Origin of the sequence: Spongiactinospora sp. 9N601 (assembly GCF_044326295.1) — a bacterium.
GTDB lineage: Bacteria > Actinomycetota > Actinomycetes > Streptosporangiales > Streptosporangiaceae > Spongiactinospora > Spongiactinospora gelatinilytica.
The window spans coordinates 242,648-267,738 of sequence record NZ_JBIRBB010000008.1; the positions used below are offsets into that span (position 1 = coordinate 242,648).

The window sequence follows — 25,091 nt, forward strand, 5'->3', positions numbered from 1 at the left end:
TTGCCGCGAGGATGGCACGGCATCGAGGCCAAGGCGAACGAGCAAGAGCTGCGCACCCGGGTGCGGACCTAGCTGTGCGGCTCCTACTGTCGCCGCGGCCCGCCCAAACTGCTCACGGCGGTGCGGTCCCGCTCCGCCAACACGTGCTCACCGATGCGCAGGAGCTGAGCTCATCGCGGGCGCATGCAGGGGACTGCGGCCGGGCCCAGGTCCAGGGCGGCCGGTTCGGCACGGCGGCCAGGTCTCTCGCTAGGGAGAGTCGAGTCCCAGCAGTCCGGCAACGATGGTGACCTGCTCGGCGTAGTGGCGCACGAACTCGGGGTCGCGGGGATCGACCCCGCAGACGCCCGCGATGACGTGCGGAAGGCTGGTGGTGGCCATGGCGGTGGCGATGAGCATGACCGTCAGGCAGGCCGGGTCCACCTCGGCAGGTAGCCCGCCCGATTCCTGCCGCGCACGCAGTCGCTCGACGAAGCCTTTCAGCCGATCCGCACGAGGTGTGTGGTCGGGGTCGTCTTGCGGGCCGCTGTACTCCAGGCCGCCCCAGGCCAGCAGCCGGACGCCGTCCGGGTTGTTCAGCGCCTCCAACGCGTACCGGCGGATCTGCTCCGGTATGGGCATGTCCTGCGTGACCAGGTCGTTCTCGCGCTCCCGCCAGCGTTCCGAGATGGCCTGGTACAGGCCCTCCTTGCCGTCGAAGTAGTACCAGATCAGCTGCTGGTTGACGCCGGCCTGGGCGGCGATCGCCCCGGTGCGGGCACCGGCGAACCCATGGGCCGCGAACTCGGCCTCCGCCGCGTCCAGGATGAGTCTGCGGGTGCGCTCCGGGTCGCGCCGGCGCTCCTGTGGCTTGGGCGAGCGGCGCGGTTTCGACGTCGACACACCACGATTGTAGCCACACTCGGCAATCTCAAGTGAACTCTCATATTAATCAAGTACCCACTTGACATAGTGGAGCATATGGCTGATCGTACTTCTGGGCCACCCGGAGCCCCCGCAGCTCCTCGCAGCTCCGGCAAGACCCTCACATTCGTCCGTTTCGCCTGGCCAGGCGGCAACCACAGGAGATCGTTGGCAATGACGACACCGCACGACCACGCCACCGCCGTGCTCATCGTGGGAGGAGGTATCACCGGCCTGTCCATGGCGCTGTTCCTCGCGCGCCTCGGCCTTCGCCCGACTCTGGTCGAACGGCACCCGTCCACGGCGATCATGCCGCAGGCGCGGGCGTTCAATCCCCGCACCATGGAGATCTACCGGGCCTTCGGCCTGGAAGGCGAAATCCGCGCCCGCTCTTCGCTCCTGGCCGACAAGCCCGAGATGATCGGCGCGGACACCCTGACCGGCCCCGAGCGCTTCCGCATCGACACGCTCGCCCAACTTCGCCCGCCCACGTCGCTCAGCCCCACCGACTGGGGGCTGATCGATCAGGATGAGCTGGAGTTCGTCGTGCGCGCCGCCGCCGAACACGGCGGCGCCGACGTGCGGTTCGGTACCGAACTGATCGACTTCGACGCGGCCCCGGACGGTGTGCGGGCCGTCGTCCGCGATCTCGGCAGTGGCGCCGAACACCGCATTCACGCCGACTACCTCATCGCCGCGGACGGCAACCGCGCGGACATCCGCGCCCGCCTCGGCATCGGCGCCGACGGCCCCGGAGTCCTGGGCCATGCCGCGCACTTCCTCTTCGACGCCGACCTCGACGACGCACTGCGGGGACGCGACTTCATGCTCGCCTATTTCGACCAACCGGTGGCCGGCACGGTCCTGTCGCCATTGCGGCAGGCCGGGCGATGGATGCTGGGAGTGCCCTTCCAGCCGCAGCAAGGCCACAGCGTCGAGGACTTCACCGAGCAGCGCTGTGCCGAACTGGTCCGGCGCGCCGTCGGAATCGCGGACCTCGACCTCACGCTGGTGCCCCCCGCCGCCGGCTGGAGCCCAAAGCCGATGGACGTCAGGCTCGGCGCGGCGGTGGCACGTCGATACCGTGCCGGCCGGGTGTTCTTCGTCGGCGACGCGGCACATGTCTTCCCCCCGACCGGGTCCTACGGGGCCAGCACCGGCATCGCGGACGCGCACAACCTGGCCTGGAAACTCGCCGCGGTCCTCAACGGCCAGGCCGGTCCGTCGTTGCTGGACACGTACGAGGACGAGCGCCGGCCGGTCGCGCAGGTCACCCTGGACCAGGCCATGCGGCTGCTGAACGCCCGCCACGACGGCACCGCGGACGATCTCACGGCGATCGACGACCTAGCCATGATCTTCGGATACCGGTACGACTCCGCAGCCGTCCGTGTGGAGCCCCACACCCCCGACGAGCCGATCGAAGACCCCCGCAAGCCCAGCGGGCGTCCCGGTCTGCGCGCACCCCATGTCTGGCTGGACCGGGACGGGACGCGGGTATCCACGCTTGACCTGTTCACCGGTGCCTTCGTGGTCCTGGTCGCCCCAGACGGTGGGGACTGGGCCGCGGCGGCCAGGACGGCGGCGGCCTCACTGGGCGTCAAGCTGGACATTCACCTCATCGGCGTCGGGCTTCAGGATCCCGACGAGCGGTTCCTGGACAGGTACGGCATCACGAGCACCGGCATGAGCCTGGTGCGGCCGGACGGGTTCGTGGGCTGGCGCTCTGGTGTTCCGGGGCGCCAGCCGGAACACGAGCTCAAGCAGGTCCTTACGCAGCTACTCGCACGGAAGCACATCGGCCACGATCGCTGAGACAAGGCCGCAGCCGCCCGGTTCCTTACCGGCACTGGGAGATGCCGGGGACATCGCGCTGCGGGTCGATGTAGCGCAGGGCGCCGTCCTCCAGGATCGCGATGAGCCGATCCCCCTGCGTGCTCCATGACGCACATTCCCCTCCGTGGCGCACAGTGATGTGCCTTTTGTAAGGCTCTCCGTACTGTCCTACCTTGACGTTACGCACAAATGGTAGGAATCGGAGGGGACACTACGAGGGTCGAGATCTGGTCCGAGGTGACCTGCCCCTGGTGCGGGCTGGGGCCCGGTGGATCGAAGCGCCGGCCGAGAGCGAGGGCCTGAGCCCGTACCGAGTACTGGACAACAAGGTCCGCAAGCACCCGAAGCCGGCGAAGTCCGCGGCTTCCCGACCGATGCGTGACCGCCTCTACTGATGGGGTGGCGGGTCCGTTTTGTGGTGATCGGTGAGCGCCGGGCGGGCATACTGATCGCGGAACCCGCGCATCCACGCCCACCGGGAAGACTGTCATGGCCAGAAAACGCCGGGGTAAGGCACGGACGAAGGGCACGGCGAAGACGGGCGGCGACCCGCCGCAGGAAGGGGCCTCAGGCGGTGGCTGGAAAGCCGCGCGTACGTGGCTGGCGGGGATCGTCAGCGCCGTGCTCATCGCGGCGATCGGCGTGGTGTTCACCGCCTGGTACACGACCGGCGGGACCGACGCGGTCGACAACCTCGGCGGCGCGCCACCGCTGACGATCGGCCACGTGGACGTGGAGCAGGACGAGCGCCCGCTTGTGCTGAGGGAGCCGGTGACCGACCCCCGGGACCGCGCGACGCTGCTGGGCAGGGCGGTGGACAACGCTGAGATGGCGGCCATGCTGGCCCGCCACCACGTCGCCACGATCGGGGACGCGAACATCACCGTCGTCCTGACGGGCAACCGCAGCAGCTTACGCATCATCGACGTCAGGCCGCGAGTGCTCCTGCGCGCGCCGCCCGCTGACGGCGCCTACCTGTATCAGGGCACCGCCGGGGAGGCCGGCACGATCGAACTCGTCGCCGACCTCGATCGGCGGCCGGTCCGCTTCACCACGAAGAAGGAGCCGGACACCGCGTACTTCACGAAAAAGCAGATCGATCTGAAGCGAGGCGAAAGGGTCACGCTCAGCCTGTCGGTCATCGGCAAGTCGGCCTACTACGAGTTCGATCTCGTGGCCACGGTGCTGGCCGGAGACCGGTCCGAGCAGGTCGTGATCAACGGGCCGGGAGGCGTTCCGTTCCGGCTGACGGGCCCCGCCGACTCCTACCGCAGCGCCTACAAGCTAGTGGAGACCGCCGGCTGGGTGCCGACCTCCACCGACCGGGCCTGCACGGCCGTGACGACATGCTGAACGCGCGGGCCGCCGCCGCCCTGCTGACAGCGGTGCTGCTGCTGGTGACGCCGGCCGCCGACGCCCCCGGTAGCGGCCCTGTGCCCGTCCAGTGGCGCACAACGTGGTCGGCGCCGGCGGATGCCGAGGCCGATGCCGAGGACCGGGACTACGAGATCCCGCTCTACGGCGCGTCCGCGCAGGCGCTGGCCATGGCCGCCGGCGAGGACACGGTACGCATCCACGACGCCCGCACTGGCGCGCTGATCCGGACCTTCACGACCTCCGGCGCGACCGTGGACGGGGTGTGGGTGGCCGCCGGCACGGTCGTGGTGCTCACCGAGAGCCAGAAAGGCACTGGCCGGTTGCTCCGGGCGTACGATGTGCTCACGGGCGCGGCCTTGTGGCAACACGCTGTCGACCTTGCCGACGAGGGGGACGAGTCCGGCGCCGACTCCTACGGCGGGCCGCGGATCATGGTGACCGAGCGCGGCGTCGTGCTCGCCGAGCGGCAGTCCGAACCCCTCACCCTCCTGTCCCTGGACCTGCGCTCGGGCAGAACCCTGGCGAGCACGGTGTACGAGCGGCACTGTGACCTGGTCGCCGGGGCGGGTTCCCGCTCGGTGCTGCTGCTCGACCACTGCGCGGGCAACCGGGTCCGGCTCGCGTCCGTGGATCCGGCCACGCTGCGGCCCGCCTGGACGCGTACACTGCCCTCGCCTCCGCACTCGTACCCGGAGCAGGCCGGCGATCGGCCCTTGCTCGATCTCACCGTCAGCGGCGACGGGTACGTCCAGGTCACCACCGACGACTACGCCGCGTTCCACGCGCCGGACGGCCGGCGCCTGTCCACCCTCGAGGAGTCGCTGACCCCCGCCGACCCGGTGCGGGGCGGCCGGTGGACCGAGCCGATGTACCTCGGCGGTCTCCCCGCCGAGGTCCTCAACGGCAGGTATGTGAACGTGGCCGAGTGGCCGCTGCCGATGTTCCTGACCTCTCTCGACCCTGTCACGGGACACCTGCGCGCGCTGCCACTCGACATGCCCAGCGGGGACGCCTCCCTGGTGGGGACGGTAGAGGACCTGGCGTTCGTGCAGTCCGGCGGGCGCGTCACCGCCTACGCCCTGACGTACGGGGCCGCGACGGGGCGTGAGTTGTTCGGCGACGTCGCGCGCGACGCCTGGCCGGACGCGTGCGGCCTGCTGTCCGCAGCCGACCTGCGCTTCCAGGCGGACGGCTACGTGCCCAGACCGGTAAAGCGCTCTCTGCTCGGGTGGCCGCTGCCCAAGCCCGTCCAGTGCGATTGGATCCCGTCCGCGGACGACGCCCCCGTCATCTCCGTCTCGGTGGACTGGGTGGCGCACTCCGACGCCGCCGCGCGGCGGATGTTCGCCGCGGAGACCACCCGCATCAAGCAGGGGCCTCCCTATGACCCGGTGACGGAGGATCCTTACCTGCTGGACTATTTCCGGACCCCCGCCTCGAGCACCGGAACCGCGCCACAGGCCGTCATCGGCGTGGGGCCCGTGATCGTCCGGCTGGCCTCCCCCTCCCGTCCTGCGCTCAGGTTCCTGGCCCCGGTGTTACGCGATAAGTTGCTGGCCCGCCACGGGCTGCCCCGGCCCAGGCCCGTTCCCCTTCCCCGGGTGCGCTGGAGCTTCCCCACCGACGGCGAGTTGTGGAACGCGCCCATGGTGACGGACGGCATCGTCTACGCCTCCGGCGGCGGCCGGGTCTACGCCCTGGACGCCGCCTCCGGCCGGCCGCGCTGGGCCCGCACGATCGGTAACAAGATCGCTCACCTGCTTCAGGTCGTCGATGGCCAGGTGTACATCTCCGAGGCAGGCGACCTTCACGTCTTGGACGCCCGCACGGGCGCTGCGAAATGGCGCTACCAGGACGGCTGGATCGATGGCTTGACCGTGGCGGAGGGACTCGTCGTCTCCTGTCCCGGTGAGAGGGCCGTCGCGCTGGACGCGGCCTCCGGACGGCGGCTGTGGCGTACCGGCGAGCGCGGCTGCGGCCATCCCGCGATCGATGGCGGCGCCGTCTACGTCCAACCTGGAGACGGCACCGTGTCCGTGCTGGACGCCGCCACCGGCCACCGTCGATGGAGCGCGCGCAGCGACGCGGCCGTGACTGCGGCGGGGAAGGTCGTCTACGTCGGCACCGGCAGCCGGGTGCGAGCGCTGGACGCCGCCTCCGGCGCGGAACGCTGGAGCGCCCCGATCGGCCACGGCCTCGTCTCCGCACCAGAACTCATCGGCACCGCCCTCTACGCCAGAGACTCGGCGGGCACCCTGCACGCGCTGGACGCCCGTACCGGCAAGGAGCGGTGGACCTTCCCAACCGGCAGCACCGACTCGGACACCCGCGTGACCATCTCCGGAAACCTCCTCTACCTGGCCGGACCCGGCAGCGTCCACGCCCTGGACACCGCCTCGGGCGCGCAACGGTGGAGCACATCGCTGGGAAGCGACGTCGTCTCCGGCCCGGTCGCCCACGCGGGCATCGTGTACGCGGGAGCGGACGACACCGTTCACGCCCTGGACGGTGTGACGGGCGCACCCAGGTGGCGTGTGCACACCGGCAGCGAACCGGCGATCGGCCCCGTCGTCGGCGGCCTCGTCTACGCGGGCGGCAGCGGCAACGTGTACGCTCTCAGCCCCGCCTATCCGCCGGGAGCCGGCGGATAGGTGAGGACGCTCGGAGAGCGGCAGGAGCCATCGCCTGCGAGATCGGGGTCGTCGTGCCGCATGTCAGCCGACGTCGCCGGTCTGTCGCCCGGGCCGGTCGGAGTCGCGTCGCGCTCCTCCAGCCAGGCGACGACCGACCTGACGAAACCGTTCACGTGCGACAGGGGGTCGCCCCGAACACTGCGTGGAGGTGCCCGCCCCTGACCGCGTCGTTCCAGACCCAGGAGCGCCGGTAGGTCTCCGCGTCGGCGACCGCGCGGAGGACGGCCCAGCCGTGCCAGGTCGCGACGAGTGCCCCGTCGGCCGCCGGGTCGGACAGGAGCGCCCGGTCCCAGTCGAGCACGCCGGCCAGCTTGCCGTCCTCGCCGAAGTGGACATTGCTGCCGCGTCTGCCCCTGAGAACACTCACCGTCACCACGATCACGCACCAGCTACTTTGCGGCCGATCCGCATGGACCCGAGTAGAGGGCCCAGCACCGTGAACCTCATCGACGCTGACCGGGGCTCCATAGGCCGCACAGCGCGACCACCCGCATCAGAACGGCCAACGGCGGTAACCCGAGCCCCGACGGCTCGCTAACGCCACTGGCCGTCCATTGCTGCCCAACCATCATGGCCCAGTGCACGTACTTGAGCGCGCCGCCCTTGGAGGTGACGCGGCCACGGCGGAAACTCGGAGGCAAGGTCTTCGATGTCCAGACTGAAGATCTCCTCGGCACGGGACTGCTCGCCGAGGACGTCAGGAGGTTCTTCCTCGCCCGAATCGGCGGGACCGAGGCGGACGCCATGACGGCGGGCACAGGTAGCACAGCCGCCCGGCATGACCCCGGTCCCACCGCACCTCCCGGCCCTACACGGCGGGCATGACCACGAACGAGAAATCCGTACTCGTCGTGCGCGTGAGCGGGAAGTCGGACTTGATCCGGCGTTCGACCTCGCCCCTGCTGATCCCGAGGCCCTGGGCGATCAGTCGCCCCGGGCGGACGGGCACGGGATCGAGGAAGGCGACGTTCACCCGGTACGGCCAGGCCGCCTCGACGGCCGACGACTCAAGCCGCCAGGCGCCACGCCAGTCGAGGACGAACCGGTTGCGCCGGGCGACGGCGGGGTCCAGCAGCACATGAGCGACGAGCGCCTGGTCGTTGGCCTCGAAGGCGCGGAGCCTGGCCGGATCCAGCGATCGGACCGGCACCCGCTCATGGACCGCGACCTTCGAGGTACGAGCGCAGCCGGCACACCGGACGAGCAGCCACACATCAAGCAGCCTGCCGTTGGCGTTGATCCGGAACCTGCCCTCGCCGACGGTGGCCGCCTCCGCGCGGCAGCCCAGGCAGCGCATGGCGAGCAGCGGCAGTCGCGTCCTCCGCACGATCCAGGGCAGGACGAAATCATCTCTATGGGATTGTGGAGACATGATCTCTCTGAAGACCTGACACAAAACGCCGAGTTGCCAGGGCGGCTCACTGATCGAGCGCAGCCCGGCGAGACCGACCGCACGGCCGGTGAGAAAGCGCAGAAGAAGATGTCAGGCGGTGAGAGCAGGCGGTGTCACGCGAGAGTCCCCACGACGAATCAATGGTGCTGGAGCGCACGTTGCTGGAGCGCACGTTATACGTTCGCCGGACGGCGCCACAATCGAATTAGCCCCCGCCGAGCCGAGCCGTCCCTCGGCCCTTTCACCTCATCCAGAGGGCAGCACACAGAACTCGTTGCCGTCGGGATCGGCCATCAGCACCCGGCCGCCCCCGTGTGCGCCCCTGTCGACGCGAGTCGCGCCAAGGGCGAGGAGCCGGTCGATCTCCGCTTGCTGATCACTGCCCGCGGCCGGGGCGACGTCGAAGTGCAGCCGGTCCTTTCCCGCCCTCGGCATCAGCGGAGGTCCGCCCCAGGTGATCTTCGGGCCGCCGAGCGGCGAGCGGATCGCGGTCTCTTCGTCCTGGTCCCAGACCAACGGCCAGCCCAGGGCCTCGCTCCAGAAGTATCCGACCTGCTGCGAACCATCGCACGCGAGCGCCCCGATGAATCCGCAGTCGGCGAGGAACTCGTTGCCCGGCGCGATGACGCAGAACTCGTTGCCTTCGGGGTCGGCGAGCACCACATGGCCCTCCTCCGGACGCTGGCCGACGTCGATGTGCCGCGCGCCGAGTTCGAGCGCCCTGGCCACCGTCTGCCGCTGGTCCTCAAGGGAGGTGCTGGTCAGGTCGAAGTGCATCCGGTTCTGGCCGGTCTTCTCCTCCTGGCTCGGCAGGAACCGGATCCGGAACCCCGTGTCGTCGTCCGGCAGGAGCGCGATGGCATCGCGCGGGTCATCGTCCGGCTTCCAGCCCAGGACGCCGGCCCAGAAGCGCGCGAGACGGGGCGGGTCGTTCGCATCGAAGCAGAGCGTGTCGAGCCCAAGGCCCATCTCGCATCTCCAATCTGCGATTCGCAGAGCACCTCACTCCGGCGGATACCGGGAAAACGCTAGCCCAGCCGATGACCGCGCCGCCAACGCTTATCGCACCGTCCCGCTCAACTCAGGTGCAGGCGGACACAGCAGTGTTCGGGGGCGGGTTCCAGGCGGGCGGTGACGTCTGTCGCGGCGAGCCCTTCGAGGAGCCCGGTGAGCAGGCCCAGGTTCATGCCGCAGACCAGTTCGGTGTGCCGCAGGGCGAGGCTGTGGAAGGGGCAGTTGACCAGGGCGATGGTGTCGCCGATGGCACGGGGCTCGAAGCCGGGGGGCTTCCAGGGCTTGGATGATCCCGGTGCGGACGTCGGGTGCGGCAGTGACGGTGCGGGCGTCGCGGCCGAGGTCTCGGCCCAGTTCGCGGGCGCGGCGGCCGAGTACGTCACCTGGCGGCTCTCCTGAGGTCTGTGCCTCCTGGAGGGCGTCGGCGAGCAGGTGGGCGGCGGTCTCGTAGCGCCGGTCCGGCAGGGAGACGGCGATCTGCCCGGGTGCGTGCCGGTACAACTTGGCGGGACGGCCGGCGCCGGGGCCGGTACGGCCGGTGCGGCGCTGGTAGACGGCTTCGAGCAGCCCTTCGGCGACCAGTTTGTCCAGGTGGAAGGAGACGGTGTTGCGGGGCGCCCGCACGGCGTCGGCGGCCTGGTCGCGGCTCACCGGTGCAGTCGTTGTGCGAGCACCACCTGCTGCCGTTCCAGGGCGTGGCGCACGTGGGCTACCTGCCCGGCGACCGCATCCTGGGGCTGTCGAAGCTCGCCCGCGTCGTCGAGCTGTTCGCCCGCGATCTGCAGGTGCAGGCCAAGCGGACCTTCCTCGCCTTCTGGCTGCGGAACGGCACCACCCTCGCCGACCCCACCGTCCCCCTGGACCGGCTCGTCCCTTCCGGTGCATGAGTGTCAGGGCCGGACATACCTAGACACAAAGGCTTAGGGCCGCTCGGCCGCCGGTCCGAGGCGCGATGGAAATCAGGCGATTAGCGTCCGATGTCATGAACGACACCGGGATACTGGAAGAAGCCTACGAACGGCTGCACCGGACGGGCCCCGAGTTCGACGGATGGCTGTCCAATCATGGCCCGATGGCGGTCGAGTCGATGGTCAGGCGCGGATACGACCGTGCGGTGCATCGCTGGCTCGACTCCTACGTCGGCCGGCTTGACGAACCGCCGCGCGGCACCTCGCCGATCGATGCCGAGGGGTGGCGGCAGGCACTGGGCGCCCCCGACCGGCTCGGCGACTGGCTGACGTTCTTCGGCCGGGAGGTGCGGGAGCAGCCGTGGCGTGCCGTGCTGGAGAGCTGGTGGCCGCGGCTGCTGCCCGGTATCGCGGCCGGGGCCACTCACGGAGTGATCCGTACCGGGCACGCGGTCCACGCGCTGTTACGGCGGCAGGACGAGACGCGGCTGGCCGAACTGGGCCAGGCGCTCGGTTACTGGGCGGCGCGCTGGCAGCCCATCGCGGGTTTCGGCGAGCCGTCCGGTACCGCCGGGCCGGAGAGCGCCTTGGCCGCCCTCCCCCGGGTCCCGGACCAGAGCAAGGGCATCAACCATCGGCTCGAACAGCTTGCCGAGGTCGCCGAGTGGGGCCCGGCCCTGGCCTCGCTGAAGCCGGCCGCCGATGCCGGGCAGGCCCGGGCCGGTCTCATCGAGCTCGCGGACGCGGCGACCCTGCGTTATCTCACTCATGCGCATGGCTCTCCCATCATGCTGGTCCACGCCGCGACCGCGCCGACGGCCGTGCTGCGGACGCTGCCCGCGTTGCCCGCACACGAGTGGGGGGCCGGCCTGGACGCCGCGTGGGCGTCCGCCGCCGCGGTGACCGCGGCCTACGCCCCGGCGGACGCCGCCTCCCGGCGGGAGCCGCCCACTGCCCCCGGCTCGGCGGAGGAGGTGTTCGACCTCGCCGTACGGCACGGGGACGAGCATGTGATCAAGTTCGCCGACACGGCGGTGGACGTCCACCGCCGCACCGGCGATCCCGCCGCTCTCGCCGCGGTGGTCCGCGCGATCAGCCTGATCGAACCCCCTTCCTCCTGACTGCGCGATCGCCGTGAGCGGGCGGGCCTCAGTGGAAGTCGCGGTGGCGCAGGCACAGCAGGCCACCGCCGAGGAGGGCCGCTGTGACGGCGAGCAGGGCCGCGATCGGCAGGATGTCCGCGGGGGTGGCGGTGAAGACGTTGGGCACGTAGTGGAACGGCTCCAGCGGGCTGCCGCCCCACTGGCCGTACAGGGGGCCGGCGACCTGGCCGAGTGCGGCGGTCAGGGCCCATGCCGTCCAGGAGATGGCCGCGCAGGCGCGGGGCAGCAGACCGTACGCGAGTACGCACACCGCCCCCACACACCACGCGGCCGGTACGGTGGCCAGCGCTCCCGCGAAGAAGCGGGGCAGGTCGGTGGTGAGGTCGCCGGCGAGCAGTGAGTACAGCGTGCCGAACACGAGCCCGGCGACGGCCATCAGCGCGGCGGTGCCGAGGCCGGTCACCACCAGGTGCCCGGCCGCCCACCGGAGCCGGGTCATCGGAGTGGCCTGGACGGCCTCCGCGCGGCCCGAGGTCTCCTCCGCGCGCAGCCGCAGGATCATCAGCACCGGGTAGAGGGCGACGGCGTACGCGAGGATCAGGATCAGGTACCAGGAGTAGGCGCCGAGCGTCCCGGACATGCCGAGAAGGCTGCGGATGTTGTCCACCACGAGGCTCGGCCGTGAAAGCAGGTCGCGGGCCAGCGGGCTGAGCCCGGCCGCCGCCGCCGCGAAGAACGCCACCCCGGCCGCCCATTTGGCCAGCAGGCTCCGGTGCAGCCGCCAGGCCAGGCTGATCGGGCCGCGTAGTTCGGGGGCCCTCGCGCGTCCGAGGCGTTCGGGGAACAGCCCCGCGCCGAGGTCGCGGCGGGCGAGCAACCGATAGGCGACGGCGAGCAGGACGGCCCCGGCCGCGATCGAGACCCCGAGCATCCACCACCGTTCGTCCTGGTAGGGCCGCACCAGGTGGCCCCACCCGATCGGGGACAGGTACTTCGGCCACTGCTGCCCGCTCGCGTCACCGGCATAGCGCATGACGTAGCCGACGGCGAGCGCGGCCAGGCCGATCGCGGTGGCGGTACGGGCGTTGCGCGCCGCCTGGGCGGCGACGGCGGTGAGGCCGGCGAACACCCAGCCCGCCGCCGCGACGGCGGCCCCGTAGGCGAACGATCCGAGCGGCTGCAGCCCGGTCCCGATCAGCGCCACGGCCGTGCACAGCCCGGCGGTCAGGCCGATCCCCGCCGCCACCAGCACGGCGGCGGTCAACTGGGCCTGACGGCTCACCACGGCCGAACGGATCAGCTCGCTGCGGCCCGCGTCCTCCTCCCGGCGGGTGTGCCGGACGACGGACATGACGGCCGCGAACGCACTGGCCACGTAGAGGAACCCGCCGCTGCGCCAGGTGGCGAGCACGTCCAGCCGCGGTTCGACGGATGCGCCGCCGAGCCCCTGGAGGAACGCATTGCTGCGAATGATGTTGATGTAGGTGTGTTTCAGCTCGTCGGTGCCCATGTTCCGGTTGACATAGGCGACCACCGCCAGGCCCAAGGCCACGATCAGCAGGATCCACCAGGGGGCGATCGCCCGTTCCCGGCGCAGGGCCAGGCGGACCAGGTGCCCGGTACCGGTCAAAGCGGTCATCGCGCCGCCCCCGCGTGCCGCCCGCCGCTCGCGCCGGTGCGGTCGTAGTGCCGCAGGAACAGCTCCTCCAGGGTCGGCGGCCGGCTGATGAGCCCGCGTACGCCGGCCTCGGTGAGCCGCCTCAGCACGGTGTCCATGGCGTCGGTGTCGACGTCGAACCACACCCGCTCGCCCTCGGCGCGCAGGCCGTGGACGCCGGGCAGATCGGCCAGGCCCCGCGGCGGCGCGGCCAGGTCGGCCTGGATGGAGGTACGGGTGAGGTGGCGCAGGCCGGCCAGGGTGCCGCTCTCGACCGTGCGCCCGTCCTTGATGATGGTCACCCGGTCGCACAGCGTCTCGACCTCGGCCAGGATGTGGCTGGACAGCAGCACGGTCCGGTGCCCGCCGCGCCGCCCCTCGCGTACCGTCTCGCGGAAGACCTCCTCCATCAGGGGGTCCAGGCCGGAGGTCGGCTCGTCGAGGATGAGCAGTTCGGCATCGGAGGCCAGCGCGGCGATCAGCGCGACCTTCTGCCGGTTGCCCTTGGAGTAGGTGCGGCACTTCTTGCGGGGGTCCAGGTCGAAGCGCTCCAGCAGCTCGGCGCGGCGCCCCTCGTCGAGCCCGCCGCGCAGCCGTCCGAACAGGTCGATGACCTCGCCGCCGGACAGATGCGGCCACAGCGTGACATCGCCCGGCACATAGGCCAGCCTGCGGTGCAGCTCGGTCGCGTCGGCCCACGGGTCGCCGCCGAGCAGCCGGGCGGTGCCCGCGTCCGCGCGCAGCATGCCGAGCAGGACGCGGATCGTGGTGCTCTTGCCCGCGCCGTTCGGCCCGAGGAAGCCGTGTACCTCTCCGGTGCCCACCACGAGGTCGAGGCCGTCCAGGGCACGGGTGCCGCCGAACGCCTTGACCAGGCCGGTCACCGATATCGCGTCACTCATGGGGGTGCTCCTCGATCGAGCGCGGTGCGGTCTCGGTACCGGCCTGGGACTTGTCCAGGGCGTCGCGGTGGGCGGCGGCCTCCTCGGGGCTGAGCCAGGGGTGGGAGTAGAGGTCGAGCAGGGTCAGGGCGAGCCGGTGGGCGCCCTCCTCGCCGGAGACGTCGGCCCCGAGCCCCCGGGAGATGTGCTCGTGCAGAATCCCGACGGCCAGCGCCATCGCCGTGCCCACCGTCGCCCTGGCCTTGCGGTCGGTGAAGGGGGGATCGGAGCGGCGCTCGTCGAGCCCGGCGAGCCGCTGCTCGCTCATCCGCACCATCGCGTCGAACACCGGCTCGGCCCAGCCCTCGGTCAGGGCGCGGGCCAGGTATCGCTGGTAGGGGCCGAGGGCCGCCATGGAGGCCGCGACGTGGTTCACGCGGACATCGGAGGGGTCGGCGCCCACCTGCTCGTTGATCCTGGTGATCAGCTTGACCAGGTGCTCGTCGCACGCCTCGCGCAGCTTCTCCTTGGACCCGAAGTGATGGCGCAGCAGCCCCGGGGACACCCCGGCGGCCTCGGCGATCGCCCGGGTCGTCGCCCCCTCGAAACCGCGCTCCCCGAACTGCCGCAAGGCCGCGTCCCTGATCCGCGCGCGGGCGGTCAGGTCCGCAGGGTCGGGCGTTGATGCAGGCACTTCCCTTTGCCTCCTATCCAAGCGACTAGGAAGTTGTTCGCTTGGAGAAGAGGCTATCCGATTGCATAGGAGGTTTGCAGCGCCGGGGTGCCCGATGCCCGCCGGTGCGGCGCTATTTTCCTTCGGCGCCCATCTGGCGCAAAAGCGAGCGGTTGTCCGTGGTCACCCACTCCTCGGCGAGGCGGCCCTGGTCGTCGAAGCGGAAGATGTTGATCAGATCGAACACGACGCGTTCACCGTTGGGCAGCAACGGACCGGCCGGTGACTGGGTGAACTCGCGGACGAAGGTGCCTTCGATCCAGGTCTGGCAGGCGATGTGGTCGCCGTCGGCCACGACGATGCCGCGCCGGATCGAGCGGTCCTCGAAGGCGTCGCGGATCGCCGCGAAGTAGGCGTCCAGCCCGGCGAAGCCGGACTCGAAGCCGTCCGGCCCGTGAAAGCGGAACTTCTCCGTGTCGAAGTACGTCGCCGCCTCGGCCGGGTCCTCGCCCGACACCTCCAGCTCGCCGGCGCGGATCAGGCGGGCGATGAGGTCGTCTTCAGTGAATCTCTTGGTCATGGCTCCCAGCCTGCCCGCTGCGAGCCATGCCGTCCAACGATGATTCGTCATTGCTCCCATGACATATTCGCATGGTAGTTTCGGCGGCATGGCTGAGTTCACCCTCACCGGCCTGCGCGTCCTGCACCAGGTCGCCACCATGGGATCGTTCACAAGGGCCGCCGAGCTGCTCGGCTACACCCAGTCGGCCGTCTCCCGTCAGGTGGCCGCCATGGAGACCGCCGCCGGAGCGCCGCTCTTCGATCGCGGCGGGCGCGGCGTGGCCCTCACCCCGGCGGGCCAGGTGCTCGTCCGGCGCGCGACCGAGATCCTCGCCGACCTCGCGGCGACCGAGCTGGAACTCGCCGGGCTGCGCGACCGGCTCGCCGGCCGCCTGGTGATCGGCGCCTATCCCACCGCCGCCATGGCGCTGGTCCCGCGTGCGATGGCGCAGGTGACCTCCGGCCATCCGGGTCTCGCCGTGGTCCTGGACGAGGCCTCGACGCCCGCCCTGCTCCGGCGGCTGCGCGCCGGCCGGCTGGACGTGGCGATCATCGGGATCGGCCACGGCCTGCCGGACTACGACCTGAGCGAGCTGCGGCAGACCATGGTGCTACAGGGCGGCCTGCGGGTGGCCGTCCCGGAGGCGCACCGGTTCGCGGGGCACTCCCGCGTCACCGTGGCCGACCTGGCCCAGGAACACTGGATCGCCGGGGACGGCGCGGCGGGCGAGCCGCAGTTCGGAGCCTGGCCGACACTGTCCGACCCGCGCATCGCCCACACGGCGCGCAGCTGGTCGACCCGGCTCGGCCTCGTCGCGGCCGGCCTGGGCATCACGGTCATCCCGGAGCAGGCCCTGCCGGCGCTGCCCGCGGGCGTACGGGCCGTGGCCGTCGCCGACGGCCACTGGACGGGCCGCGCGACCGTCGCCGTCACCCGGCCGCACCCCTCCGCCCAGGCGCAGACCATGGTGAGCGCCATACAGGATCAGGCCGCCCGCCTGCACGACGGCTGATCGCTCACTCGCGGGTCACCTGCCGCGCCGCGTCGAGGAGGCGGACGCCGAGGGCGTGGATGTGCTCGATGAGTTCGGGCGGCTCGTGCACCTGGAAGGGGACACCGAGCTGCGCCACCCACATGGCCAGCTCGTCGAGGGAGTTCGAGCCGGTGCTGAGGACGCACACATCGTCCCCGACCGGTTCGACCACCGCCATCGTCGGCGCCATCCGGGCGGCGATCACGTCGGCCGGGGCCTGCACCGTGAACCGGCCGCGGTAGCGGTAGGGGTCGACGGAGATCCGCTCGGAGACGTACCGCACCAGGTCGGTGCCGGGCGGCTCGCGGGGGGCGAAGCGCGACCCGTGAGGGCGAGGTCACCCCGGACGCGGCGCTCGGCACTCAGGTCGCCTACTTCGACGACCCGGACGGCACCAACCTGGAGATGATCCACCCCAAAGGCGGATTCTCCAACTGAGCCTGCCGCCGCAAGGCCGCAGGTCCGGCCGGTGCTCCGCATCGGCCGGAAGTACTACTCCCCCAGGACCGCGGTCCCGGGAAAGTGTCATCATGTCAGGAGCCCGGTCTCAGCGGAAGATCATTCTTTCCGTCGATGAACCGGGCCTCGGACATCAGCAGGCTGAAATGCATGTCCGACATTCACGACCGCCTGCACCGGACGTTCTTCCGAGCCGCCTCGCTGTTTTCCGCCCGCACGCAGGGCCGCTTTCTTCGCGGCTTCTTCCAGTGGGTACATCACGTCCCCGACCCATGGCGCTACGAAACCGAGCCGTACGAGATCGACAAATACGAAGTGACGCTACGCCACATACCCCACCGCGCCTACCTGCGCGCCCTTGACGTGGGATGCAGCGAAGGCGCGTTCACCCGCCGGCTGGCCCGCGCGTATCCGGAAGCCGAGTGCGTGGGCGTGGACGTCTCCAAGCAGGCCGTCGCCAGGGCGACGGCGAAGGCGGCCGGTACCGCGAGATTCGTGGCGCTCGATTTCCTCAACGACGATCCCGGCGGCATATTCGACCTGGTCATCTGCGCTGAAATGCTTTATTACGTGGGCCGCGGCGAACGGCTGCGGCTGATTTTCGAGCGGTTTCGCACCTTCATGGCTCCCGGCGGGCTCTTGGTGCTGGTACACGAATGGCCGGAGGCACGCCGCCTCTACCGGCACCTGGACGAGAGTCCGTCCTTCCGCAAAGTGGCCGAGCATCCCTACGAACATCCGGAGCGCTCGTACGCTGTCACGGTGTACGAACGTGTGGAGCCCGCCTCACCCGGCCGCGCCCGCCTCCGCGGCAACCGCGCACCGGTCCCGTGACCCGTTCCGCTGACCGCCGCCTGCCACAGATCGCGGCAACGATCATCGCGCTCTGCAGGAGCCGCCCCTGGATGGCTGATGCTGCCATCGCCGTGGCGGTGCTGGCGGCGGAATTCCCCTACCGCAACGCGGACCTCGCGCTGGTGGCGCTGGCATCGGCGGTCGCGGGAGCGGTGGCGGCGCGGCGGCGGCATCCGATCGCCGTGGCCACCCTCGTCGGCGTGCTCTACGTACTGGGCGCCCGGCCGCCATGGCACGACGCGCCGGTCAGCGCCATGATCATCGCGCTGTACGCCGTGGGCAGGCACACCCCGGCGTGGGCCTCGACCGCCTCGGCGGCGGTGGCCATGGCCGGTCACTGGGTGCTCTACGACCTGCCCTGGACTCCGGCCCCGCTCGGGATGACCGTGGCCCTCGCGCTGACCCCGGCGGCGCCGGTGGCGGCCGGGTACATCATGCGGCTGCGGGGGGAGCTGGCGCAGCGGCGCGAGCAGCGGATCGCCGAGGACGCGGTACGCGCCGAACGTCGCCGCCTGGCCCGTGAACTGCACGACCTGATCGCCCACCACGTCAGCGTGGTCGGCCTCTACATGGGCGTGGCCAGACGGACGATCTCCACCGACCCGGAAGGCGCCCGGCTGGCCCTGCGCACCGGCGAGGACACCGTCCGCCAGGCGATGACGGAGATGCGTCACCTGCTGGAGGTGCTGCGCACCGACGGCGAGCCGATCGAGAACCAGGCGGGCGTCGGCGTGGCGCGGTTGCCAGCGCTGGTCCAGGAGTCGGGCAACGCGACGCTGGAGATCTGCGGCGAGGCCGTCGCGCTGCCGTCGACCGTGGACCACGCGGTCTACCGCGTCGTGCAGGAGGCGCTGACCAACACGCGCAAGCACGCCGCAAGGGCCCGGTCACGGGTGCGGCTGGCCTATCTGCCCGGTCTGGTGGAGGTGCGGGTCGACGACGACGGCCGCTCGCGGCCCGGCGCCGCCATGGGGCTCGGGTTCGGGCCGGCGGGGATGGCCGAGCGGGTGTCACTGTGCGGCGGCGAGTTACGCGCCGGGCCCTCCGCTGAGGGAGGCTTCACGGTACACGCCCGCATCCCGCTGCCGGGGAAGATGTGATCAAGGTACTGCTCGTGGACGACCACGCGGTGGTCCGCGCGGGGCTGCGCCTGCTGCTGGAGACCGAACCGGGCCTTGCCGCAGTGGGCGAGGCCGCCGACGGGCTCGACGCGGTACGCCTCAGTCACGACCTGCGCCCCGACGTCGTGCTGATGGACCTGCACCTGCCGGGCATGGACGGGGTGGCCGCCACCCGGCGGATCACCACCGAACTTCCGCAGGTCAGAGTGCTGGCGTTGAGCACGTTCGATCTGGAGGAGCATGTGGTGGCCGCGCTGCGCGCCGGGGCGTCGGGGTTCCTGCCCAAGGACGTGTCGCCGGAAGAGCTGATCGAAGGCATCAAGATCGTGCACCGGGGCGAGGCGACGGTGGCGCCCCGGCTGCTGATCGGCCTGATCGGCACGTTCGTGCGCCCGGCCCGCCCGCGCGGGTTCGTGTCGCCGGCTGAGTTGTCGGTGCTGAGCGAACGCGAGCTGCGGGTGCTGGAGCTGATCGCGCACGGCCTGTCCAACACGCAGATCGCCCAGGAGGTGGGGCTGTCGGTGTCGACGGTGAAGAACCGGGTGAGCGACCTGTTCGCCAAGCTCGGCATCCGTGACCGGGCGCAGGCCGTGATCGTCGCCTACGAGGCCGGGCTGGTCAGGCCGGGCGACGGGCGTCCGTGAAGGTCCCGGTCAGGCAGTGCTGGACGAGCGGGCCGAACCGGGCCACCAGCTCATCGACGGGCGCGGAGGCCAGCGGCTCGACCCTGACGATGTACCGTGCCACCGCGAGCCCCAGGATCTGGACGGCCACCATCCCGGCCCGCTCGGCGGCGTCCGGCGCGTCGAGCATCGCCGCCAGCCGGCCGGTGAACTCCCGGTCGATGTACTCCAGAAGCAACGCCTCGGACTCATCATGAGTGGCGGCCGAGCGGGTGAGCGTCAGCAGCGGGGCGCGGTCGGATCGCTCGATGCTCTCCACAACCGTGCGGATCATCCGCTCGCCGATGCCGTCCAGACCGCCCACGAAGACCGATTCGATGGCCGGCGGGACGTGCGCCGACATCTCCAGCGCCGCGCCGAACAGGCCCTGCTTGGTGCCGAAGAAGTAGAACACCATCGCCGCGTCGACCCCGGCCTCGGCGGCGACCGCCCGCACGGTGGTGCCGCCGTAGCCATGCTCGTGGAACAGGCTGCGGGCCGCCGCGAGGATCCGCTGCCTGCTCTCCGCGCCGGTCCGCCAGCGCCCGGGGCGACCGTGGGTCTTGGGTTCTGTCATGGCGTGGGCAGTCTATCGAAACCTTTCTTCACCGCCCGATCGAGTTTTATCGCGGCGACCGGATCGCCTACCGCCGGGCGGACGGCTCGCCCAGGTCGAGCGCGGCCAGTTCGCGGCGCGGGGTGATGCCGAGCTTGGGATAGGCCTTGTAAAGGTGGTAGTCGACGGTCCGGCAGCTGAGGAACAGGCGGGCGCCGATCTCACGGCTGCTGTGTCCCTCGGCGGTCAGCCGGATCACCTGCAGTCGAGGGCATGTGGATCGCCGCGCGGGGACCGGCGTGCCCGCGCGGGATCAAGGGCTCGCCTCGGGGGTGGCCTCCACCGCGTTGCAGGTGGGCTCGCCATCCTGGTGGCCATGGCCAACGCGGGGCTGACCGGGATTCAGGGGGAGGCACTGCGCGTGGCCATGGCCGAGGGCATGCGCGACGCGGCGTTCGTGATCGGCGCGGGGGCGCTGCTCGCCGTACTGGCCGCGCTCGCGCTGCCCCGCCGCCGAGCAGGCCGGGGCAACGGCGGGGGTGGCCCCGGCCGACTCGGCCCGGTGAGCGGGTGACGCCATTGTGGGCCAGCGCACCCGGTTGCGTTGACGCCATGGTGACGTCATAGTGGTGCCATGGATCTGATGCCGTACGTCGACCGGCTCCGCCATGAGCTCGCGGCCGCCGCCGCGACGGGCGGGGAGGAGTCCCGTGCCGTCGCCGAGCGGCTGACCGGGGCCCTGGAGCCGGCCGCCCGGCTCGCCTTGCTCGAAGCGCTGTCCGCGGCGGCGGGCGAGATCACCCGCGATCTGGCGCCGGGCTCGGTCGAGGTACGGCTGCGCGGGCGCGACCCGCGGTTCGTGGTGACCGTGCCGCAGCCGCACGGCCAGGCCCCCGAGCCCGGCGGCGAGCCGGCTCCCCCGGTGCCGCCCGTCTCCGACGCCGATGAGGGGAGCGCGGCACGCGTCTCGCTGCGCGTCCCCGAGCACCTGAAGGCGCGCATCGAGGAGGCCGCCGGCCGGGAGGGCCTGTCCCTCAACGCCTGGCTGGTGCGGGCCCTGACCGCCGCCGTCCAGGGCGAGGGCGGGCGGGCCCGCACGCCCCGGCGGCAGCAGACCGGGCACCGCTACACCGGCTGGGTCCGTTAGCCCCGATCACCACCACCCGACGTCCGCCCCCGCCGGGGCGGCAACGCCCCGCGACCCACGAAGGAGGGCAGGCCGTGCCAGCATTCGACACGCCCGAGCCGATCTCCGCCACGATCTCGATCGGCACCGGCAGTGTCCGGATCAACGCCGGCGACCGCGGCGACACACTCGTCGAGGTGCGCCCCAGCGACGCGTTCAACGACGCGGACGTACGGGCCGCCGAGCAGACCAAAGTCGACTTCTCCCAGGGGCACCTGCTGGTGAAGGCGGCCAAGGGCCGGACGATCTCGCTGTTCGGGTGGGGCGGCTCGGTCGAGGTGACCATCGACCTGCCGGCCGGGTCGCGCGTCGAGGCCGAGGTGGCGGCCGACCTCCACGCCCAGGGCCGGCTCGGCGAGTCCACCTTCAAGACCGGCAGCGGCGACATCTGGCTCGACCGCACCGGCAGGCTGCGCGCCGAGAGCGCCAATGGCGACATCACCGTGGCCGCGACACACGGGCCCGCCGACATCGTCGCCGCCAACGGCGCGATCAGGGTCGGCAGGATCGACGGCACCGCGGTGGTCAAGAGCGCCAACGGCGACATCACCGTCGGCGAGGTGACCGGCGACAGCCGGTTGAGCACCGCCTACGGCGACATATCGGTGGGCCTGGCGCTGGCCTCCGTCGATGCCAGGACCTCCACCGGCGGCATCCGCGTCGGCGAGGCCGTGCGCGGCTCGATCACCCTGGAGACCGGCTACGGCGACCTGGAGGTGGGCATCCGGGCGGGCAGCGCCGCCTGGCTGGATGTGAGCGCGCCCTACGGCGGGGTGCGCACGTCGCTCGCCGCGGCGGACGGCCCGCTGCCCTCCGATGAGACCGTCGAGGTACGGGCCGGCACCTCCTACGGCGAGATCTTCGTCCACCGCGCCTGACCGCGGAGATGTTCCTTTCCGGTTTCCTTACCGGCCGCATGTCGAGGACGGCCGGACGTCTCCGATCTACTGATGAAGGCCGCCAGGACGACGCTGAGGAGCGGAGACGTGAAGTACATGCTCATGATCTACAACAACCCGGCCATCTGGGAGGCGCTGCCGGAGCAGGAGCGCGAGTCGGCGATGGCCGAGGCGGGCGCGCTGATGGCGGAGTTGCAGGACAGCGGCGAGTGGATCGGCGGCGAGGCGCTGGCCGATCCGTCCAACAGCAGGACGGTACGCGTGCGCGACGGGGTGCCCGCCGTCACCGACGGGCCCTACCTGGAGGCCAAGGAGCACCTGGCCGGATACTGCCTGGTCGAGTGCGAGAGCCTGGAGCGGGCCACCGAGATCGCCGCGCGCTGGCCGGACGCCCGCTACACCGGCATGGAGGTCCGGCCGCTGATGAACGGCGCGGGCATGGAGATGTGACCGGCCATGTCATGCAAGGCCGGGGGCCGTCAGGGTGACGCCGCGTAGCGGGCGGCGAGCGCGGCGGCGCGGTCGCGCAGGGAGTCGCGCAGCCACTGCGGGCTCAGGGCTTCGGCATCCGTGGTGAGCTGCCACAGCGCCCATTCGGCGTGCCATGCGTCCTGGTAGGTGACCTCCAGCCGGAGCCAGCCGTCCGCGTCGGGTTCCCTGCCGGGTTCCTCGGTGCGGACGGCCAGCGCGGTGCCCGCCAGTTGCTCCCGCCGGGCCGGTTTCACCCGCACCCGCACGGGGATCTGGTCGGGCAGGAACCGCGCGCAGCGTTCCCGCCAGAGCCGGTCCAGATCGACCTCGTCCGGTCGCTGCGCCGGTTCGGGCAGTTCCTCGGCGGCCAGCATTCGCGACAGCCGGTAGGTGCGGTCCTCGCCGGATCTGGTGGCCAGCAGGTAGGCCCGGTCGCGTACGGTGACCAGGCCGATCGGGTCCACCGTGCGCCACTGCGGCGGCCGGCCCGTGGCCGCGTAGTGGATGCGCAGCCTGCGTCCGGCGAGCACCGCGCTCCGGACCTTGATCATCGTGGTGTCGGGCACCTCCTTGGTGACCAGCCGGCGGGAGAGCAGGTCGGTCTCCGGGTCGATGAGGAACCGCCGGGCCGCGTCGCTCGCGATGGCCCGATGGCCTTCCGGCAGTGCGTCGGCCACCTTGCGCAACGCCGAGGCGAGCGCCGGGCCGAGGCCGAACACCTGCTCGCCGCGTCCCGGCCCGGCGGCCAGCAGGGCGAGGGCCTCGTCGTGGTTCAGCCCGGTCAGCTCGGTCCGGAATCCGGGCGACAATGCGAAGCCGCCGTGCCGGCCGCGTTCGGCGTAGACCGGGACGCCCGCCGCGGACAGCGCCTCGATGTCGCGCAGCACCGTGCGGGTGGACACCTCCAGCTCGCGGGCCAGCGCGGGCGCGCTCAACCCCGTGCCCGTCAGGACGCCGGTGAGCCAGTCATAGACCAGCGAGGACGTCAGGGTGATGTTGCTGACCCCGCAGTGGTTGTCGGCGCCGTGTTCGGCGGCCAGGCGGTGGAAGTCCTTCCTGACGAGCACCGCCGGCGCGGTCAGCGGTTCAGGTCGCGGTAGCGGCGGGTGGCCAGCGGGGCGAACACCGCGATCAGCGCGAGCGGCCAGGCCAGCGCGAGCGCGACCGCGTGTTCGGCGGCGAAGGACGCGCCCGCCGGCCCGGGGTTGCCGAACAGCTCCCGGATCGCCGCGACGGTGGCGGACAGCGGATTCCACTGCGCCACCGCCGCGAGCCAGGCGGGCATCGTCTCCGGCGGCACGAACGTGTTGGACACGAAGGCCAGCGGCCAGACCAGAATCTGTATCGCCGCCAGCATCTCCGGCCTGCCCACCACCAGCCCGAGCCAGATGCCGACCCACAACATCGCGAAGCGCAGCAGGAGCAGCAGCGCGAACGCGGCCGCCGCCCGCCCCGCGCCCTCATGGAACCGCCAGCCGACGGCCAGCCCGCAGACCACCATCACGGCCAGGCCGAGGACGGAGTTGAGCAGGTCGGCGACGCTGCGCCCGGCCACGACCGCCGAACCGCTCATCGGCATGGACCGGAAGCGGTCGGTGACGCCCTTGGCCGCGTCCCCCGCCACCGCGGCGAAGGTCGTCTCGATGCCGAACAGCATGGTCATCGCGAACATGCCGGGCATCAGGAACTCCCGGTAGTCGCCGCCGCCCGGCAGTGTGACGGCCCCGCCGAACAGGTAGCCGAACATCAGCACGATCATCACCGGGAACAGCAGCCCGATCACGATCTGCGCGGGCTGGTTGACCCAGTGCGTCAGGTCGCGCCTGGTGATCGTCCAGGTGTCGGCGACGGCCCAGCCGAGCCGTCCGAGCATCGCGGTCATGACCGCCCTCCCGTCAGGGTCAGGAACACCTCGTCCAGCGTCGGCCGGCGCACCGCGATGTCCTCCGCGGCGATGTCGCGTTCGCGCAGCGCCCTGGTCAGGTCGCCGAGCGCGGCCACCCGTTCCTCCACCGGGACGCTGACCCGGCGGACGGCGGGCTCGGCGTGCGGTTCGGCGAGGCCCACCTTGGCCAGGATCTCGGTGACGGCCGCGAGGTCGCGCCGTTCGCGCACCACCACGTCGATGCGGTCGCCCCCCAGGCGCGACTTCAGTTCCTCCGGCGTGCCGCGCGCGATGACCCGCCCGTGGTCGATGACGCAGATCATGTCGGCCAGGCGATCGGCCTCCTCCAGGTACTGGGTGGTGAGCAGCACGGTGGTCCCGCCCGCCACCAGGTCGCGTACGGCGTCCCACATCTCGTTGCGCGCGCCGGGGTCCAGGCCGGTGGTGGGCTCGTCCAGGAACAGCACCTTGGGGCGCAGGATCAGCCCGGTGGCCAGGTCGAGCCGGCGTCGCATGCCTCCGGAGTAGCGCCCGGCGGGCTTGCGGCCGGTGTCGGCCAGGCCGAAGCGCGCGAGCAGTTCGTCCGCGCGGCGGGCGGCGGCCGCGGCCCCCAGGTGGGACAGCCGGGCGAACATCTCCAGGTTCTGCCGCCCGCTGAGCTGTTCGTCCACGGCGGCGTGCTGGCCGACCAGGCCGATGCTGCGCCGTACGCCGGCCGGGTCGCGGGCCACGTCGTGGCCGGCCACCAGGGCGCGGCCCGCGTCGGCGCGCAGCAGCGTCGACAAGATCCGCACGATGGTGGTCTTGCCCGCCCCGTTAGGCCCGAGCAGCCCGCACACCGCGCCGGCCGGGACGTCGAGGTCCAGCCCGTCCAGCGCGGCGGACCCGCGATAGCTCTTGCGCAGGCCCTCGGCCAGTACGGCGGGGCCGGGAGAATCGCTCATCACACCTCCAAAACTCTATA

General features: G+C 71.5%; 26 protein-coding genes and 2 pseudogenes. 13 read left to right on the top strand and 15 right to left on the bottom strand.

Features of this window, described 5'->3' with window-relative positions; all coding sequences use genetic code 11:
* Positions 1-249: 249 nt before the first annotated feature.
* A complete protein-coding gene (locus ACH34R_RS21020) occupies positions 250-882 on the bottom strand; it encodes a TetR/AcrR family transcriptional regulator (RefSeq protein WP_397563154.1) in 633 nt (210 codons plus the stop codon).
* Positions 883-1,077: 195 nt separating this feature from the next.
* On the opposite strand from ACH34R_RS21020, the gene ACH34R_RS21025 reads away from it, so the two are divergent.
* From ACH34R_RS21025 to ACH34R_RS21035, 3 genes are all read left to right on the top strand, one after another.
* A complete protein-coding gene (locus ACH34R_RS21025; RefSeq protein ID WP_397563155.1) occupies positions 1,078-2,718 on the top strand; it encodes an FAD-dependent oxidoreductase in 1,641 nt (546 codons plus the stop codon).
* 510 nt (positions 2,719-3,228) lie between these two features.
* Positions 3,229-4,092, top strand: a complete 864-nt coding sequence (locus ACH34R_RS21030; RefSeq protein ID WP_397563156.1) for a hypothetical protein — start codon at positions 3,229-3,231, stop codon at positions 4,090-4,092.
* A complete protein-coding gene (locus ACH34R_RS21035) occupies positions 4,086-6,767 on the top strand; it encodes a PQQ-binding-like beta-propeller repeat protein (protein ID WP_397563157.1) in 2,682 nt (893 codons plus the stop codon). The genes ACH34R_RS21030 and ACH34R_RS21035 overlap by 7 nt, the downstream gene beginning before the upstream one ends.
* A 151-nt stretch (positions 6,768-6,918) precedes the next feature.
* Here the strand turns inward: ACH34R_RS21035 and ACH34R_RS21040 are convergent, their stop codons facing one another.
* From ACH34R_RS21040 to ACH34R_RS21055, 4 genes are all read right to left on the bottom strand, one after another.
* Positions 6,919-7,176 (bottom strand): phosphotransferase, encoded by a 258-nt coding sequence (locus ACH34R_RS21040; protein ID WP_397563158.1) that lies wholly within the window; start codon positions 7,174-7,176, stop codon positions 6,919-6,921.
* Positions 7,177-7,617: 441 nt separating this feature from the next.
* Positions 7,618-8,181: a DUF1062 domain-containing protein gene (locus tag ACH34R_RS21045; protein ID WP_397563159.1), complete on the bottom strand. Its 564-nt coding sequence runs from the start codon at positions 8,179-8,181 to the stop codon at positions 7,618-7,620.
* A 267-nt stretch (positions 8,182-8,448) separates the two neighbouring features.
* Positions 8,449-9,171, bottom strand: a complete 723-nt coding sequence (locus ACH34R_RS21050) for a VOC family protein (RefSeq protein ID WP_397563160.1) — start codon at positions 9,169-9,171, stop codon at positions 8,449-8,451.
* Between the two features lie 107 nt (positions 9,172-9,278).
* Positions 9,279-9,599 (bottom strand): hypothetical protein, encoded by a 321-nt coding sequence (locus tag ACH34R_RS21055; protein WP_397563161.1) that lies wholly within the window; start codon positions 9,597-9,599, stop codon positions 9,279-9,281.
* A 276-nt stretch (positions 9,600-9,875) separates the two neighbouring features.
* Between ACH34R_RS21055 and ACH34R_RS21060 the strand changes: the two are divergent.
* Positions 9,876-10,019, top strand: a pseudogene (locus ACH34R_RS21060) (GTP cyclohydrolase I); the annotation flags it as partial.
* 179 nt (positions 10,020-10,198) lie between these two features.
* The gene (locus tag ACH34R_RS21065) at positions 10,199-11,245 is read left to right on the top strand and encodes a questin oxidase family protein (protein WP_397563162.1); all 1,047 of its coding nucleotides are present in this window, start codon (positions 10,199-10,201) and stop codon (positions 11,243-11,245) included.
* Between the two features lie 28 nt (positions 11,246-11,273).
* Here the strand turns inward: ACH34R_RS21065 and ACH34R_RS21070 are convergent, their stop codons facing one another.
* From ACH34R_RS21070 to ACH34R_RS21085, 4 genes are all read right to left on the bottom strand, one after another.
* Positions 11,274-12,866 carry an ABC transporter permease gene (locus ACH34R_RS21070; RefSeq protein ID WP_397563163.1) on the bottom strand — a complete coding sequence of 531 codons (1,593 nt, stop codon included), beginning with the start codon at positions 12,864-12,866 and terminating at the stop codon, positions 11,274-11,276.
* Positions 12,863-13,786: an ATP-binding cassette domain-containing protein gene (locus tag ACH34R_RS21075; RefSeq protein WP_397563164.1), complete on the bottom strand. Its 924-nt coding sequence runs from the start codon at positions 13,784-13,786 to the stop codon at positions 12,863-12,865. The genes ACH34R_RS21070 and ACH34R_RS21075 overlap by 4 nt, the downstream gene beginning before the upstream one ends.
* Positions 13,779-14,459, bottom strand: a complete 681-nt coding sequence (locus ACH34R_RS21080; RefSeq protein WP_397563165.1) for a TetR/AcrR family transcriptional regulator — start codon at positions 14,457-14,459, stop codon at positions 13,779-13,781. The genes ACH34R_RS21075 and ACH34R_RS21080 overlap by 8 nt, the downstream gene beginning before the upstream one ends.
* A 112-nt stretch (positions 14,460-14,571) precedes the next feature.
* Positions 14,572-15,018, bottom strand: a complete 447-nt coding sequence (locus ACH34R_RS21085) for an ester cyclase (protein ID WP_397563166.1) — start codon at positions 15,016-15,018, stop codon at positions 14,572-14,574.
* Between the two features lie 88 nt (positions 15,019-15,106).
* Between ACH34R_RS21085 and ACH34R_RS21090 the strand changes: the two genes are divergently transcribed.
* Complete coding sequence (locus tag ACH34R_RS21090) at positions 15,107-16,012, top strand: LysR family transcriptional regulator (RefSeq protein WP_397563167.1); 906 nt, start codon at positions 15,107-15,109, stop codon at positions 16,010-16,012.
* Between the two features lie 4 nt (positions 16,013-16,016).
* Here ACH34R_RS21090 and ACH34R_RS21095 read toward each other — a convergent pair.
* Positions 16,017-16,343 (bottom strand): annotated as a pseudogene (locus ACH34R_RS21095) (WYL domain-containing protein); the annotation flags it as partial.
* Positions 16,344-16,606: 263 nt separating this feature from the next.
* Here ACH34R_RS21095 and ACH34R_RS21100 point away from each other — a divergent pair.
* The 3 genes from ACH34R_RS21100 (at position 16,607) to ACH34R_RS21110 (ending at position 19,112) form a co-directional block, all read left to right on the top strand.
* Positions 16,607-17,326: a class I SAM-dependent methyltransferase gene (locus ACH34R_RS21100; protein ID WP_397563168.1), complete on the top strand. Its 720-nt coding sequence runs from the start codon at positions 16,607-16,609 to the stop codon at positions 17,324-17,326.
* A gap of 71 nt (positions 17,327-17,397) precedes the next feature.
* Positions 17,398-18,447, top strand: coding sequence for a sensor histidine kinase (locus tag ACH34R_RS21105; protein ID WP_397563169.1), 1,050 nt, complete (start codon positions 17,398-17,400; stop codon positions 18,445-18,447).
* A complete protein-coding gene (locus ACH34R_RS21110) occupies positions 18,444-19,112 on the top strand; it encodes a response regulator (RefSeq protein ID WP_397563170.1) in 669 nt (222 codons plus the stop codon). The genes ACH34R_RS21105 and ACH34R_RS21110 overlap by 4 nt, the downstream gene beginning before the upstream one ends.
* Here ACH34R_RS21110 and ACH34R_RS21115 read toward each other — a convergent pair.
* Both ACH34R_RS21115 and ACH34R_RS21120 read right to left on the bottom strand, forming a co-directional pair.
* Complete coding sequence (locus ACH34R_RS21115; protein ID WP_397563171.1) at positions 19,087-19,707, bottom strand: TetR family transcriptional regulator; 621 nt, start codon at positions 19,705-19,707, stop codon at positions 19,087-19,089. The genes ACH34R_RS21110 and ACH34R_RS21115 overlap by 26 nt on opposite strands.
* A 67-nt stretch (positions 19,708-19,774) precedes the next feature.
* The gene (locus ACH34R_RS21120) at positions 19,775-19,945 is read right to left on the bottom strand and encodes a helix-turn-helix transcriptional regulator (protein ID WP_397563172.1); all 171 of its coding nucleotides are present in this window, start codon (positions 19,943-19,945) and stop codon (positions 19,775-19,777) included.
* Between the two features lie 117 nt (positions 19,946-20,062).
* On the opposite strand from ACH34R_RS21120, the gene ACH34R_RS21125 reads away from it, so the two are divergent.
* The 4 genes from ACH34R_RS21125 to ACH34R_RS21140 all read left to right on the top strand — a co-directional run bounded on the left by ACH34R_RS21125 (position 20,063) and on the right by ACH34R_RS21140 (position 22,221).
* Positions 20,063-20,260, top strand: coding sequence for a hypothetical protein (locus ACH34R_RS21125; RefSeq protein ID WP_397563173.1), 198 nt, complete (start codon positions 20,063-20,065; stop codon positions 20,258-20,260).
* A 60-nt stretch (positions 20,261-20,320) separates the two neighbouring features.
* Positions 20,321-20,833, top strand: a complete 513-nt coding sequence (locus tag ACH34R_RS21130; RefSeq protein WP_397563174.1) for a toxin-antitoxin system HicB family antitoxin — start codon at positions 20,321-20,323, stop codon at positions 20,831-20,833.
* Between the two features lie 74 nt (positions 20,834-20,907).
* Positions 20,908-21,750, top strand: a complete 843-nt coding sequence (locus ACH34R_RS21135; RefSeq protein ID WP_397563175.1) for a DUF4097 family beta strand repeat-containing protein — start codon at positions 20,908-20,910, stop codon at positions 21,748-21,750.
* 117 nt (positions 21,751-21,867) lie between these two features.
* On the top strand, positions 21,868-22,221 hold the full coding sequence (locus tag ACH34R_RS21140) for a YciI family protein (RefSeq protein ID WP_397563384.1): 354 nt from the start codon (positions 21,868-21,870) through the stop codon (positions 22,219-22,221).
* Between the two features lie 29 nt (positions 22,222-22,250).
* Here the strand turns inward: ACH34R_RS21140 and ACH34R_RS21145 are convergent, their stop codons facing one another.
* From ACH34R_RS21145 to ACH34R_RS21155, 3 genes are all read right to left on the bottom strand, one after another.
* Positions 22,251-23,231: a helix-turn-helix transcriptional regulator gene (locus tag ACH34R_RS21145; RefSeq protein ID WP_397563385.1), complete on the bottom strand. Its 981-nt coding sequence runs from the start codon at positions 23,229-23,231 to the stop codon at positions 22,251-22,253.
* A gap of 89 nt (positions 23,232-23,320) precedes the next feature.
* Positions 23,321-24,124, bottom strand: coding sequence for an ABC transporter permease (locus ACH34R_RS21150; protein ID WP_397563176.1), 804 nt, complete (start codon positions 24,122-24,124; stop codon positions 23,321-23,323).
* Entirely contained in the window at positions 24,121-25,071 is a 951-nt protein-coding gene (locus tag ACH34R_RS21155) for an ATP-binding cassette domain-containing protein (RefSeq protein WP_397563177.1), read from the bottom strand. Before ACH34R_RS21155 ends, ACH34R_RS21150 begins: the two co-directional genes overlap by 4 nt.
* Between the last annotated feature and the right edge of the window lie 20 nt (positions 25,072-25,091).